This is a genomic window from Ruegeria sp. TASC047 (assembly GCF_059612445.1).
The window spans coordinates 58097-71453 of the sequence record NZ_JBXWQP010000054.1; the positions used below are offsets into that span (position 1 = coordinate 58097).

Sequence of the window (13357 nt, forward strand, 5' to 3'; positions counted from 1 at the left end):
GATGCTGAAAATCCAATCACAATCCGAATGGATTGCTCGCGCGAACGAAGTTCTACCTGCCGGGGGGTTTGGCAACTTTGATCCAGGCATCATCATCGCCCGTGGTGAAGGCAGCCGTGTCTGGGACGAAGACGGCAACGAATATGTCGATTACCTGATCGGGTCGGGTCCGATGCTGCTGGGTCATGGCCACCCTGAAGTGATGGAAGCCGTTTTGGAACAGCTGCCCAAAGGGATGACGTTTTTTGCCAATAACAGAAAAGGAATCGAACTGGCCGAGGCCATCATCGACGCCGTTCCCTGCTGCGAGCAGGTGCGCTTTGTCGCGTCGGGAGGCGAAGCCGACATGTATGCGATTCGCCTGGCGCGGGCTTATACCGGGCGCAGCAAAATCCTGAAGTTTGAAGGCGGTTACCACGGTATGAGCGCCGAGGCGCAGATGAGCCTTGCCCCAAGCCGCAGGGTTAATTTCCCGCAGGCTGTTCCCGACAGCGCGGGTATCCCCGACAGCGTGGCCGAGCAAATGCTGATCGCGCCCTTTAACGATCTGGAAGCCGTCGCTGCTTTGCTGGATGAAAATGACGACGTTGCCGCGATTATGGTCGAGCCTTTGCAACGGATCATCCCGCCAATGCCGGGATATTTGCAGGGCCTCCGAGCTCTGTGTGATCAACATGGTGTGCTGTTGATCTTTGATGAGATTGTCACCGGATTCCGGCTGGCTTATGGCGGGGCGCAGGAACGATACAGGGTCACACCGGATATCTGCACTTTGGGCAAGATCACGGGCGGCGGCTTCCCTCTGGCTGCGCTTGGTGCCAGCGTCGAGATCATGAAGCATTTCGATAAGTCGAAGGTCGGGGAAGAAGGTTGGCTGATGCAGTTGGGTACCCTCTCGGGGAATCCGGTCGCCTCGGCCGCTGGGCTGAAGACGATGGAGATTTTGCGGCGTGAAGGCGCGTATGAGCGTTTGCGCGCAATTGGAAAACACTTGCAGCAGATTCAGTCGGACGCCTTAAATGAAGCGGGCATCGCGCATCGGATTTGCGGTGACGAGACTTTGTTTGACATCTATTTCACCAACGCCGAGTGCCGTGATTATCGCAGCGCAAACCACGATGATCCACAGCGCAACGCCACTTATAATGCGGTGCTGCGCGCCCATGGAATCTTCAAGTCTCCGGGCAAGCTTTATCCGTCGCTGGCGATCACCGATGCGGATCTGGAACAAACACGCATCGCCGTCCGTCACGCGGTTGATGCCATTTCCTGAAGGTTGGATGTATACAACGTAAACGGGTCGCTGTTGAGTTCAACAGCGACCCGCTACCTTTGGAAGTCGGGGGTCAGCCTCGCCCCCTCGAATACTGATTAAATCACCGGCAATCTGAAAACTTTTCGATACTTTAGAGACTGACCCGACTTCCTCATCGGTATGTCACTTTAATGCCCGAGAATCTCGGTGGCCACAGTGATCAAGTTCACACTGCCTTAAATTAATTTGAATTTTTCCAATCAAAAAAACCTGGACCCGCCTGTTCCAACAGTTCCGCTGCCATCGTGCGGGCCATTTCTGGCCCGTCTTTGACAGAACCGGTCACTTCTCTGTTCACGGTTTCCGACCCATCTGGGCGCAGGACTTCGCCGCGCAGCCATAAGTTGTTTCCATCCAACTCTGCCAAGCCAGCGATCGGAGTTTCGCAAGACCCGTCCAGCGCGGCCAGCAAGGTGCGTTCGGCGGCCAGCCGCCATCCCGTTTCCGCGTGATGAATCGCTTCAAGCATTTCGGCCGCGCGCATATCGTTGCTGCGCCGTTCGATGCCAATGGTACCCTGTGCAATCGCGGGCAGCATGTCATCCGGAGAAATGGCGCTGGCTGGAACCTCATCCATGCCCAGACGGTGAATGCCAGCCATGGCCAGAAAAGTGCAATCCGCGACCCCGGCTTCCAGCTTTTTCAGCCGTGTCTGCACGTTCCCGCGAAACTCGACCACTCTCAGATCCGGCCGCCGGTTCAGCAGCTGCGCCCGGCGCCGCAATGACGAAGTGCCCACAACAGCCCCTTCGGGCAGATCGTGGATTGAGTTAAGACGCGGCGAGATGAACGCGTCACGCACATCTTCGCGCGGAAGGAATGTGTCCAGAACCAGCCCTTCGGGCTGTTCAACAGGCATGTCTTTCGTTGAATGCACGGCGATATCGATTTCGGCGCGCAACATCGCCTCTTCGATTTCCTTGGTGAACAGGCCCTTGTTGCCGATTTCCTTCAGCGGGCGATCCGCATCGATCATGGCGCGATTGTCGCCGGTTGTTTTGATCACGACGATTTCAAAGGCCACTTCGGGCAGATCAAACGCATCGCTCAGGCGTTGGCGGGTTTCATAGGCCTGAGCCAGAGCCAGCGGTGAACCACGGGTGCCAATTCTGAGGGGCGATGCGGGGGTGGGCAGGGTCAAAGTCATGTGCACAGCTTTAGTCGCGTCACATTGCCCTGACAATGGGGGCTGAGCTTGACAAATTGCCGCCGAAGGACGACCCGTTGCCAAAACCGGAATACTGGGGGCGAATATGGCCGAGACAAAGAAACTGCTGAGGGCGCTGGCGGGCGAAGTACAGGATGTGCCGCCAATCTGGATGATGCGCCAGGCGGGCCGGTATCTGCCGGAATACCGGGCCACCCGTGCCCTGGCCGGAGATTTTCTGTCTTTATGCTATAACCCGGAACTGGCCGCCGAAGTCACATTGCAGCCGATCCGGCGCTATGGGTTTGATGCTGCGATCCTGTTTGCCGATATCCTGCTGGTGCCGCAGGCGCTGGGTGCGGATCTTTGGTTTGTGACCGGCGAAGGTCCACGTTTGTCGACGATCACGCGGCAATCCGAGTTTGATGCGTTGAAGCCGGTGGACGCGATTCATGAGACATTGTCGCCCGTTTATGAAACGGTTCGGATCCTGTCGCGAGAATTGCCGTCTGAGACCGCGCTGATCGGGTTTGCCGGCGCGCCCTGGACAGTCGCGACCTACATGATCGCTGGGCGTGGAACACCCGATCAGGGACCGGCACACGCTCTGCGAGAGAGCGATACTGCCTTATTCGAGGCGCTGCTGGATCGCATCACGGCGGCAACAATCGAGTATCTGTCGGCTCAGATCGACGCCGGGGTCGAGGTGGTCAAGATTTTCGACAGCTGGGCGGGTTCCCTGAAAGGTGAGGCGTTTCGCAAATACGCGGTTGAACCGTGCCGTGTGATTGCGCAGGCCATCAAGGAACGTCACCCCGGCATCCCGGTGATCGGTTTCCCGCGCGAGGCGGGGGAGGGGTATGTCGGGTTTGCCAAGACGACGGGTGTGGATTGCGTCGCGCTGGACAACTCGGTGTCGCCCGATTGGGCCGCCAGACATGTACAGGTTGATGGTTGTGTGCAGGGAAACCTGGCCTCGTCGCATATGGTGACCGGTGGGCAAGCTCTGGTGGATGAGACGCGGCGGATTGTCGAGGCGTTCTCAAACGGGCCGCACATCTTCAACCTGGGACATGGGATCACGCCGGATGCCGATCCTGAGAATGTTCAGTTGATGATCGATACGGTGCGCGGGCGGTAAGCAGATTAAAGGGGGCCAGCCCCCTTCTTGGCCTGCGGCCAATTCATCCCCCGGGATATTTTGGGCCAGATGAAGTGCGGATCAGCTCAGGCTGTCAAGCTCTGCGAGTATCTCTTTATTATGCTCGCCGCGCATGGGGCTGGGTTTCGGGGTCCAGTCATGGCCTGAAAACCGTGGGGCGGCGGCGGCCTGAAATGTACCGTCAATGTCCTGCCAGCTGTTGCGATGGAGGTTCATCGGGTGTGAGCGGGCTTCGTCCGGGCTGAGAACAGGAGCAATGCAGGCATCTGTTCCTCGAAACAGGGCCTCCCAATGGTCGCGTGGTTGACTGGCGAAGATGTCGTTCAGACGGCGTGAAAGCGAAGGCCACAGATCACGGTCGTATTGCCGCTGAAACTCGGTATCGTTTGTGAGGCCCAGTAAGTTCAGAAATTGCATGTAGAATTTTGGTTCGAGGCATTGAACGGAAATAAAACCACCGCAGGCGCAGGCGTAGGTTCTGCTCCAGTGGGGACCGTCCAACAGGCTTTGACCCCGGGTTTCAGACAGGTTGCCGGTTTGGCGCATTGTCATCAATAGGTTCATCATATGGGCCGAGCCGTCATAGATTGCCGCGTCAACGACAGTACCTGCGCCAGTGCGTTGCGCATTGATGAGCCCTGCCAGAACGCCTGCCACAAGATACATGGCCCCACCGCCGATATCACCCACCAACGTTGGCGGGGTCTGCGGTGTTTGGCCGGGATGTGATGCATACCAGAGCGCTCCGGACAGGGCGATGTAATTCAGGTCATGCCCCGCCGTGTCGGCCAGCGGGCTATCCTGCCCCCAGCCCGTCATGCGCCCATAGACCAGTTTTGGATTGCGGGTCAGGCAGACATCGGGCCCGAGCCCCAGTTTTTCCATCACACCGGGGCGGAATCCTTCGATCAGCGCATCGGCTGTGTCGATCAGGCGAAGCGCGGTATCCAGATCATTGGCGGTCTTCAGATCAAGTGCGATGGATCTTTTGCCCCGGTCCAGCAGGGAACGTTCCGGCATACCCGGTGTTGCGGCACCCCCTTTGCGGTGGATTGTAATCACGTCAGCGCCCAGATCTGCCAGTAACATGGCACTAAACGGGCCGGGGCCCAGACCTTCGAGTTCGACAACACGTATTCCGTTCAGCATCAAGGCCCTCCGTTTCCGGCAGAGTTTGCTGGCTGGTGTCGGGATTGCAAGCCGGATGATTGCTGGCGCGGGCGGTCTTCCTTTTGGCAGTTGTTCATCACATGGTGCGGAATGGGCCTGTTATCCCTGTGTTCAGGGCGATAGGGTCTGGGCCAGAACGGGGAGCGGATATGACGACCATTTTATCCATCAGAGATCTGCGCAAATCCTACGCCGATGGGTTCGAGGCGCTGAAAGGTGTGTCTCTGGACATTGAAGAAGGCGAAATTCTTGCGCTTCTGGGGCCGAATGGGGCGGGAAAAACTACTCTGATCTCGACGATCTGCGGAATAACCACGCCAACATCCGGCACGGTTTCAGTCGGCGGGCACGACATTCAGTCGGACTATCGCGCGGCGCGCAGAATGATCGGGCTTGTCCCGCAAGAGATCGCGCTGGAACCGTTTGAAAAGGTCTGGAACACGGTTCGGCTGTCACGCGGATTGTTTGGGCTGGGCAAAGACAACGCCCGGATCGAGGACATTCTGCGCAAGCTTTCGCTGTGGGAAAAGCGCAAGAACGCAATCAAGGAGTTGTCGGGCGGCATGAAACGCCGCGTGCTGATCGCCAAGGCCTTGGCGCATGAACCACGTGTTTTGTTTCTGGATGAACCGACGGCGGGTGTGGATGTCGAGCTGCGCAAGGATATGTGGGAAATCGTGGCCGAGCTGAAACGGGACGGTGTCACCATCATTCTGACCACCCACTATATCGAAGAGGCCGAAGCCATCGCGGATCGCGTCGGCGTTATTGACAAGGGTGAGTTGCTTTTGGTGCAGGATAAAGACACGCTTATGGCGCAGATGGGCAAAAAGCAGATTGTCGTCATGCTGACTGAGCCAATCGCCAAGATTCCCGATGATTTGGCCAGCCACAATCTGACCCTCAACGGCGCGGGGGATAGCCTGATCTATACCTACGATACCCATGCGGATCGCACGGGGATAACGACCCTGTTGAATGACGTGTCGCAGGCCGGGCTGGTGTTGCGCGATGTGCAGACACGGCAATCGAGCTTGGAAGAGATATTTGTAAATCTGGTATCCGGAGAGGCGGCATGAACTGGACCGCAATCGCTGCAATCTACCGGTTCGAAATGGCTCGCTTCTTTCGCACCCTGGCGCAAAGCTTCCTGTCACCGGTTCTTTCCACCTCGCTGTATTTCGTGGTTTTTGGCACCGCCATCGGCAGTCGAATTCAGGAGGTCGAGGGCGTATCCTACGGCGCGTTCATTGTGCCGGGCTTGATCATGCTGTCGGTGGTGATGCTGTCGATCTCGAACGCGTCTTTCGGAATTTATTTCCCAAAGTTTCTGGGCACCATCTACGAGCTGCTGTCGGCGCCGGTGAATTTTTTCGAAATCGTGATTGGGTATGTTGGTGCGGCGGCCACCAAAGCGCTGTTCGTGGGACTGGTCATTCTGGCCACGTCGACCTTCTTCGTCGACATACGGATCGAACACCCCTTTGCCATGGCGGCGTTTTTGATCCTGTCATGTCTCAGCTTCTCGTTGCTGGGCTTTATCATCGGGATATGGGCCAGTAATTTTGAACAGATGTCTCTGGTACCGCAGCTTGTGGTCACGCCACTTATCTTCCTTGGCGGTACGTTTTATTCAATCTCGATGCTGCCGCCTCTGTGGCAGACGATCACGTTGTTCAATCCGGTCGTCTATCTGATCTCGGGGTTTCGCTGGTCGTTTTTCGGGCTTGCGGATGTGCCCATCGCCCTGAGTTTGCTGGCCATCATAGCCTTTACTGGGGTGTGTCTGGCGGTCATTGGCTGGATCTTCAAAACTGGCTGGCGCATTCGCAGCTAACCCGCACCGGGGCGTTGCATTTTTGCCCATTGAGTGTGTGAATCTGGTTCACGTCGCGTTCAAGGTTCGAAGAGTCTCTTGTTTACGGGTTGGTGGCACTCTACATCGGCACCCATGAAGCTCAGCCTGCCGTTCGTCAAAAAACACCCCTGTGTGGCCGTTGTCCGCCTGTCCGGCGCCATTGGAATGGCCGGGCGCGGGTCCTTGAACGACGCCACGCTTGCGCCGGTTCTCGAGAAAGCCTTTCGCAAGGGAAAACCTGCGGCCGTGGCGCTTGAGATTAATTCACCGGGCGGATCCCCTGTCCAAAGTTCAATGATCGGTGCGCGCATTCGGCGTTTGTCCGAAGAACTGGACGTGCCGGTCATCGCTTTTGTCGAAGACGTCGCTGCATCCGGTGGGTATTGGCTGGCCGCAGCAGCGGATGAGATCTGGGCCGATGACAGTTCCGTACTGGGATCGATCGGTGTGATCTCGGCTGGATTTGGCGCGCATGTCTTTCTGGCGCGGCAGGGATTTGAGCGGCGGGTCCATACTGCCGGGAAATCGAAGTCCATGCTCGACCCGTTTTCACCGGAAAAGAAAGAGGATGTAGCCCGCCTGCAAGGGTTATTGGGCGATATCCACGAGAATTTCATTGCGCATGTCAAAGATCGGCGCGGGGACAAGCTGAATCAGGAAGCTGATCTGTTCACGGGCGAGGTCTGGCTGGCGCGTCGCGCGCAGGAACTGGGGCTTATCGACGGCATCGCCCATCTGAAGCCAAAGTTGCAGGACCGTTTCGGTGACAAGGTCAAATTTCGCCGCTATGGCGTGAAAAAACCGATCTGGACCCGGTTTGGTGCCAGCCTGGCGCAGGATGCTATCGCAGGGTTAGAGGAGCGGGCAGCCTACGCGCGTTTCGGTTTGTGACGTGATCGTAAAGGCTGTCACTCTTTTTCTGATCGCAATGGGCGTATTGGCAATGTTCGGCAAGCTGCGGTTTCCTGGGCAAAAGAAGCTAAGTTCGGCGAAATGTCCGCGATGCGGTCGCTATCGCATCGGAAAAGGCCCTTGTGCCTGTGAAAAAGGAGGCCGGGCTTGATCACCACGTGGCTGCTGTCTGGTCTTGGCTTGTTGATCCTGTTGCTGGCAGGCGATGCCTTGGTGCGTGGCGCAGTGAACCTGAGCCTGCGCTTGGGGGTCCCGGCCCTGATCGTCAGCCTTACGATTGTGGCCTTCGGCACGTCCGCGCCCGAGTTGCTGATTGCTATCAGTGCCGTCAAGGAACACGCACCGGGTATTGCGCTAGGTAATGTTGTCGGATCAAACACGGCCAACATCCTGTTGGTTCTTGGTCTTCCTGCGATGCTGGCAACGATCCATACCAGCGAATGCGACAGCCGTAGGAACTATGCATTCATGCTGATGGCGACGGCCCTGTTCATAGGGTTGGCGTTTTGTGGAACATTCACCGTCGTCAGCGGCCTGATCCTGCTGGCGGCTTTGGGCCTGGTTCTGATGAATGCGTTTCGTGAAGCAAAGGCGCACCGCAAGGCCTGTGGGGAAGCCTGTGCCGATGACGACGACCTTGAAGGCCTGGAAGAAGCTGATCCTGACATGCCTTACTGGAAGGTATCGGTTTACCTGATCCTCGGCCTTGTGGGCCTTCCTATGGGGGCGCACCTGCTGGTGGAAAATGCGACGGTCATCGCCCGGACATATGGTGTCAGTGAAACGGTTATCGGTCTGACCCTGATTGCGGTTGGAACGTCTTTACCCGAACTGGCGACAACCGTGATGGCCGCTTTGCGCCGACAGGCCGATGTGGCCCTTGGCAACGTGATTGGCTCGAACATGTTCAACCTTCTGGCCATTATCGGGATCGCAACCTGGTTCGGGCGTATCCCGGTCGATCCCGGTTTCCTGCATTTTGACCTTTGGGTCATGCTGGGCGCATCGCTGCTTCTGGTTCCCTTTGTTGTTTTCAAGCAGGATATCTCTCGCGGTTGGGGGCTGGTGCTGACCTTCCTTTATGCGCTTTATGTCACTGTATTGCTGGTTTGATCTGACAAAACGAGGTGAAGCATGACCCGAGCTTTAGTGACCGGTGCTGGTATTCGTCTCGGTCGGGCCATGGCGCTTTATCTGGCGGGTCGTGGATATGATGTCGCCGTTCATTATGCGTCCTCAGAACGCCCCGCGCACGAGACTGTGGCGGAGGTACAGGCTATAGGCCGACGGTCAGTGGCATTGCAGGCTGATCTGCTGGATGAGGCAGAGGTGCAGGATCTGCTGCCCAAAGCAGCCGAGGCTCTGGGCGGGCCGATCACCTGTCTGGTGAACAACGCCTCGATCTTTGAGTATGACAGCGTTCACACCGCGACCCGCCAAAGCTGGGACCGCCATCTCGACAGTAATCTGCGGGCACCGTTCGTTTTGACCCAAGCCATGGCCGGGCAGGGGCTGGCCCCGGACACGGACGAAAATGGCGAACCCCTTGCGACCGGTCTGATCATCAACATGGTGGACATGCGTGTACGCAAGCTGACACCCGAGTTCATGTCTTACACCATCGCCAAAATGGGGCTATGGACGCTGACCCGTACCTCGGCACAGGCGCTGTCCCCTGCAATCCGGGTAAATGCCATCGGACCCGGACCAACGGTACAGGGGCATCGTCAAAGCGCTGAGCATTTCCAGGCGCAACGAACGAATACTGTTCTGGAACGCGGGTCAAATCCGTCGGATATCACCGCCGCTTTGGGATATTTTCTGGATGCACACGCAGTAACGGGGCAACTGATATGCGTGGATGGCGGCCAACACCTGGGGTGGAAAACACCGGATGTTCTGGGAGTTGAATAAGCAATATCGCTGCAAGTTTTGCACCGCGCACGTTTGTGTTACCTGCGTGTTACAAAAATGTCTTTTTTTTCATACACTTGCTAAATAGGTGAAAAAATATCGTTAAAAATCAGCGTCTTGATAATGTGCCTATTTTTTGTGCATGTTAATGAAGTGGTAATGAAACAAGGGAAATTCTAAGGCTGTGAAAACTTATCTTCACACTTATCCACAGGAATCGTGGATTTGTTTTCTCTTGATCTGAAGCCCGCAAGATTGCAGCCAGTAAAAGAGAATCATATCGGAATCCCATGACTACCCACAGTGAATCGTCCCTGACCGGTTATGCCTGCATTCAGCGTTATGCAAAGACGCTGGACAGCTCACCCGGGGTGTACCGGATGCTGGATGCCGACAGTCGGGTTTTATACGTGGGCAAGGCGCGAAACCTAAAGGCGCGGGTGTCGAACTATACAAGGCCGGGTCACTCGGGCCGGATCGAGAAGATGATTTCCTCGACCGCTTCGATGATGTTTCTGACCACAAGAACGGAAACCGAGGCGCTACTGCTGGAGCAGAACCTGATCAAGCAGCTTAAACCGAAATACAATGTGCTGCTGCGGGACGACAAAAGCTTTCCCAACATCCTGGTCGCCAAGGATCATGACTTTCCGCAGATCAAAAAACACCGTGGGGCGAAGAAGGAAAAAGGCGCCTATTTCGGACCATTTGCCAGCGCGGGTGCTGTAAACCGCACATTGAACCAGCTGCAAAAGGCATTCCTGCTGCGCAACTGTTCGGATTCCATGTTCGACAGCCGCACGCGGCCCTGTCTGCTTTATCAGATCAAACGGTGTTCCGGGCCGTGTGTCGGTTTGATTTCGGAGCAGGATTACAGTGAAAGCGTCAAGGATGCAGAACGTTTCCTGTCGGGGCGCTCGACCAAGGTGCAGGAGGAACTGGCTGAACAGATGATGGCCGCGTCCGAGGCTATGGAGTTCGAACGCGCCGCCGGTCTGCGCGACCGCATCCGGGCGCTGACGCAGGTACAGACCGCGCAAGGCATCAACCCTCGTGGCGTGACCGAGGCGGATGTGATCGGCCTTTATATGGACAGCGAGCAAGCCTGTGTTCAGGTATTCTTCATCCGTGCCAACCAGAACTGGGGCAACAAGGACTTTTATCCGCGCGTTGGCCCGGATGTATCACATGCCGAAGTGATGGAGGCTTTCCTTGGCCAGTTCTACGACAACAAGGAACCACCACGGCAGTTGATCTTGTCGGACGGGATCGAAAACGCCGATTTAATGCAGGAGGCTTTGTCCAAGAAAGCCGGGCGCAAAGTCGAAATCCTTGTCCCGCTGCGTGGTGAGAAACAGGAACTGGTTGCAGGTGCCTTGCGCAATGCGCGAGAGTCTCTGGCCAGGCGCATGTCGGAAAGCGCCACGCAGGCCAAGTTGCTGCGCGGGGTGGCAGAGGCGTTTGATCTGGATGGTCCACCGGGACGGATTGAGGTCTACGATAACTCTCATATCCAAGGCACTAACGCGGTGGGTGGTATGATCGTGGCAGGGCCCGACGGGTTCATGAAAAACGCCTATCGCAAGTTCAACATTCGCGGCGACGACCTGACGCCGGGTGATGATTTCGGCATGATGAAAGAGGTTCTGAACCGTCGCTTCACCCGCCTGCAAAAAGAAGACCCGGATCGGGATAAAGGGCTTTGGCCCGACCTGCTGTTGATCGATGGCGGTGCCGGACAGGTCCGCGCCGTGCACGAGATCATGCAGGCCCACGGGGTCGAAGACATTCCGATGGTCGGTGTTGCCAAAGGGGTCGACCGTGACCACGGCAAGGAAGAGTTTCACCGGATCGGCCAGCGCCCCTTTGCCCTAAAACGCAACGATCCGGTCTTGTACTTTATTCAACGGCTAAGGGACGAGGCGCACCGTTTTGCCATTGGCACCCATCGCGCGAAACGCGCCAAGGCCGTTGGTGCCACGCCGCTGGATGAAATTCCGGGCGTCGGGGCTGCACGCAAGCGCGCCTTGCTGACTCACTTCGGCAGCGCCAAAGCGGTAAGCCGGGCCAATCTGGCAGACCTGAAAGCGGTCGAGGGAATCTCGGCCGGGTTGGCTCAGAAAGTCTATGATTTCTTCCACGACAAGGGTTAGACCTGTCGCCCCCGCCACAGGATATAGAGGCCCGAGGCTACAATAAGCGCGCTGCCGACCCACATGGTACGGTCCAGGTTTTCGCCGAACAGGGCGATACCCAACCCGATACCGAACAGCAGTCGCGTATAGCGGAACGGGGTCACGGCAGACACTTCACCCGTGCGCATTGCGTTCATGAGCGCGGCATAGGCCATGACGCCCATCAGAACCGCGCCCGTCAGATGCAGGCTGGTGTGCAGGCTAACCAGTGCCACGGGCGCGCCTTCCCACACCCGATAGGCAAGGCCGGCGACGATAATGCTGAGGAATCCATAAAACCCCAGTACTTCGGTTCCAAGGGTCGCAGGTGCCGCACGGCTGGCCAGATCACGCCCTGCGAACCCTAACATGCCCAATACGGCCAGTATCGACAGCAGCGAAAAACTGTCCCCGGTCGGTTGCAGAATAACGACGACGCCGATCATACCGACAAAAATCGCGCTCCATCGCCGCCAACCAACCGCTTCACCAAAGAATAACGCCGCGCCTGCGACCACAACCAAAGGCGTTGCTTGCAAGATCACCGTGGCCGAGGACAAGGGCGTCAACGCGATGGCGAGCACATAGAACAGCCGACCAAAGACTTCGAACAGCACCCGAACTTTCATCGGGCGGGATAGAACGTCTGGGTGTATCAGACGTTTTCCACGAGCCGACGCCAGTGCGGCAAAGATTACGGACCCGCCAGTCCCGAACAGAACCAGAACCTGCCAGATCGGAAGCGCGGTCGATGCTGCTTTCAGCAACGCATCCTCCAACGCAAAGCCCGCCATTGCGGCCACCATCCACAGGCTGCCGACCATGTTCGATCGGGCGTCGGTTTGAATATGCGCTGTCATCCTGTACGTTCCGCTTTGCAGTCGACGGGCAATCTGACTGCAAAGACGTGAAACGCCAAGTGCACGAGGCGCAAAGCGTCGGACCTGCGGCGCTTTGACCAAGCTGTTGTGAGTGACGTAGTTTTTTACCGGTTTGTCTTTTCTGTCTTGAACCGGCGATATAGGGTCCAGGCCATGAAGTGGAATTTGCCCAATATCCTGACGGTTCTACGCCTGTTGGCTGCGCCCGGTCTGGCCGTTATGTTTTTGTACTTCACCCGGCCCTATGCGGACTGGTTCGCTTTGATCCTGTTCCTTTCGGCGGCGATCACCGATTGGTTTGATGGCTATCTGGCCCGTGCGTGGAAACAGGAAACCAAGATGGGCGCGATGCTGGATCCGATTGCCGACAAGGCAATGGTGGTGATCGCGCTGATGATTCTGGTTGGCTATTCGACCGAACACTGGACGCCATGGCTGGTGCTACCCGCCACCGTGATCCTGTTCCGCGAGGTTTTTGTCTCGGGCCTGCGCGAATATCTGGGCGATGTGGCGGGGACGCTGAAGGTTACAAAGCTGGCCAAGTGGAAAACTACAGCGCAGATGATCGCCATCGCCGTGCTGTTCTCGCAGGGCATCTTTGAACACTATGCCGTGATGGCGAGTTTCGGCATGGACGCCGCGCTGGTAGAACAGATTATCGCGGGCCAGGTTGAAGATGTGAATCACCTGCGCTGGAACATCCATGGTATGTTCTGGGCAGGCCAGATCGGGCTGTGGTTGCTGTGGATTGCGGCGACGCTGACATTGATCACCGGCTATGATTACCTACGTAAAGCCATGCCACATCTGAAGGAGATCTGAGG

General features: G+C 57.1%; 12 protein-coding genes. 9 read left to right on the forward strand and 3 right to left on the reverse strand.

The window, feature by feature from the left end; genetic code table 11:
- Position 1 precedes the first annotated feature (1 nt).
- Positions 2–1273 carry an aspartate aminotransferase family protein gene (locus AC2FLO_RS19215; protein ID WP_480585365.1) on the forward strand — a complete coding sequence of 424 codons (1272 nt, stop codon included), beginning with the start codon at positions 2–4 and terminating at the stop codon, positions 1271–1273.
- Between the two features lie 223 nt (positions 1274–1496).
- Here the strand turns inward: AC2FLO_RS19215 and hemC are convergent, their stop codons facing one another.
- Positions 1497–2462, reverse strand: coding sequence for a hydroxymethylbilane synthase (hemC, locus tag AC2FLO_RS19220; protein ID WP_496752114.1), 966 nt, complete (start codon positions 2460–2462; stop codon positions 1497–1499).
- Between the two features lie 106 nt (positions 2463–2568).
- On the opposite strand from hemC, the gene hemE reads away from it, so the two are divergent.
- A complete protein-coding gene (gene hemE / locus AC2FLO_RS19225) occupies positions 2569–3603 on the forward strand; it encodes a uroporphyrinogen decarboxylase (RefSeq protein ID WP_496752116.1) in 1035 nt (344 codons plus the stop codon).
- Between the two features lie 81 nt (positions 3604–3684).
- On the opposite strand, the gene AC2FLO_RS19230 is transcribed toward hemE, so the two are convergent.
- Positions 3685–4773, reverse strand: a complete 1089-nt coding sequence (locus AC2FLO_RS19230; protein WP_496752118.1) for a CaiB/BaiF CoA transferase family protein — start codon at positions 4771–4773, stop codon at positions 3685–3687.
- A gap of 170 nt (positions 4774–4943) precedes the next feature.
- On the opposite strand from AC2FLO_RS19230, the gene AC2FLO_RS19235 reads away from it, so the two are divergent.
- The 6 genes from AC2FLO_RS19235 (at position 4944) to uvrC (ending at position 11631) form a co-directional block, all read left to right on the forward strand.
- Positions 4944–5873 carry an ABC transporter ATP-binding protein gene (locus AC2FLO_RS19235; RefSeq protein ID WP_496752120.1) on the forward strand — a complete coding sequence of 310 codons (930 nt, stop codon included), beginning with the start codon at positions 4944–4946 and terminating at the stop codon, positions 5871–5873.
- The gene (locus AC2FLO_RS19240; protein WP_496752122.1) at positions 5870–6631 is read left to right on the forward strand and encodes an ABC transporter permease; all 762 of its coding nucleotides are present in this window, start codon (positions 5870–5872) and stop codon (positions 6629–6631) included. The genes AC2FLO_RS19235 and AC2FLO_RS19240 overlap by 4 nt, the downstream gene beginning before the upstream one ends.
- A 114-nt stretch (positions 6632–6745) precedes the next feature.
- Positions 6746–7543, forward strand: a complete 798-nt coding sequence (locus AC2FLO_RS19245) for a S49 family peptidase (RefSeq protein ID WP_267365423.1) — start codon at positions 6746–6748, stop codon at positions 7541–7543.
- Positions 7544–7714: 171 nt separating this feature from the next.
- Positions 7715–8677 (forward strand): calcium/sodium antiporter, encoded by a 963-nt coding sequence (locus AC2FLO_RS19250; protein WP_267365434.1) that lies wholly within the window; start codon positions 7715–7717, stop codon positions 8675–8677.
- A gap of 21 nt (positions 8678–8698) precedes the next feature.
- Positions 8699–9478 carry an SDR family oxidoreductase gene (locus tag AC2FLO_RS19255; protein ID WP_496752124.1) on the forward strand — a complete coding sequence of 260 codons (780 nt, stop codon included), beginning with the start codon at positions 8699–8701 and terminating at the stop codon, positions 9476–9478.
- A gap of 290 nt (positions 9479–9768) precedes the next feature.
- Complete coding sequence (gene uvrC / locus AC2FLO_RS19260; protein WP_496752126.1) at positions 9769–11631, forward strand: excinuclease ABC subunit UvrC; 1863 nt, start codon at positions 9769–9771, stop codon at positions 11629–11631.
- Here uvrC and AC2FLO_RS19265 read toward each other — a convergent pair.
- Positions 11628–12512 carry a DMT family transporter gene (locus AC2FLO_RS19265; RefSeq protein WP_496752127.1) on the reverse strand — a complete coding sequence of 295 codons (885 nt, stop codon included), beginning with the start codon at positions 12510–12512 and terminating at the stop codon, positions 11628–11630. The genes uvrC and AC2FLO_RS19265 overlap by 4 nt on opposite strands.
- A gap of 174 nt (positions 12513–12686) precedes the next feature.
- On the opposite strand from AC2FLO_RS19265, the gene pgsA reads away from it, so the two are divergent.
- Complete coding sequence (gene pgsA / locus AC2FLO_RS19270) at positions 12687–13355, forward strand: CDP-diacylglycerol--glycerol-3-phosphate 3-phosphatidyltransferase (protein WP_480482997.1); 669 nt, start codon at positions 12687–12689, stop codon at positions 13353–13355.
- The last annotated feature ends 2 nt before the right edge of the window (positions 13356–13357 follow it).

Bases quoted from the DNA above. Each gene is read 5' to 3' on its own strand.
- AC2FLO_RS19215 (WP_480585365.1), top strand. From the start codon at position 2: ATGCTGAAAATCCAATCACAATCCGAATGGATTGCTCGCGCGAACGAA.
- hemC (WP_496752114.1), bottom strand. From the start codon at position 2,462: ATGACTTTGACCCTGCCCACCCCCGCATCGCCCCTCAGAATTGGCACC.
- hemE (WP_496752116.1), top strand. From the start codon at position 2,569: ATGGCCGAGACAAAGAAACTGCTGAGGGCGCTGGCGGGCGAAGTACAG.
- AC2FLO_RS19230 (WP_496752118.1), bottom strand. From the start codon at position 4,773: ATGCTGAACGGAATACGTGTTGTCGAACTCGAAGGTCTGGGCCCCGGC.
- AC2FLO_RS19235 (WP_496752120.1), top strand. From the start codon at position 4,944: ATGACGACCATTTTATCCATCAGAGATCTGCGCAAATCCTACGCCGAT.
- AC2FLO_RS19240 (WP_496752122.1), top strand. From the start codon at position 5,870: ATGAACTGGACCGCAATCGCTGCAATCTACCGGTTCGAAATGGCTCGC.
- AC2FLO_RS19245 (WP_267365423.1), top strand. From the start codon at position 6,746: ATGAAGCTCAGCCTGCCGTTCGTCAAAAAACACCCCTGTGTGGCCGTT.
- AC2FLO_RS19255 (WP_496752124.1), top strand. From the start codon at position 8,699: ATGACCCGAGCTTTAGTGACCGGTGCTGGTATTCGTCTCGGTCGGGCC.
- uvrC (WP_496752126.1), top strand. From the start codon at position 9,769: ATGACTACCCACAGTGAATCGTCCCTGACCGGTTATGCCTGCATTCAG.
- AC2FLO_RS19265 (WP_496752127.1), bottom strand. From the start codon at position 12,512: ATGACAGCGCATATTCAAACCGACGCCCGATCGAACATGGTCGGCAGC.
- pgsA (WP_480482997.1), top strand. From the start codon at position 12,687: ATGAAGTGGAATTTGCCCAATATCCTGACGGTTCTACGCCTGTTGGCT.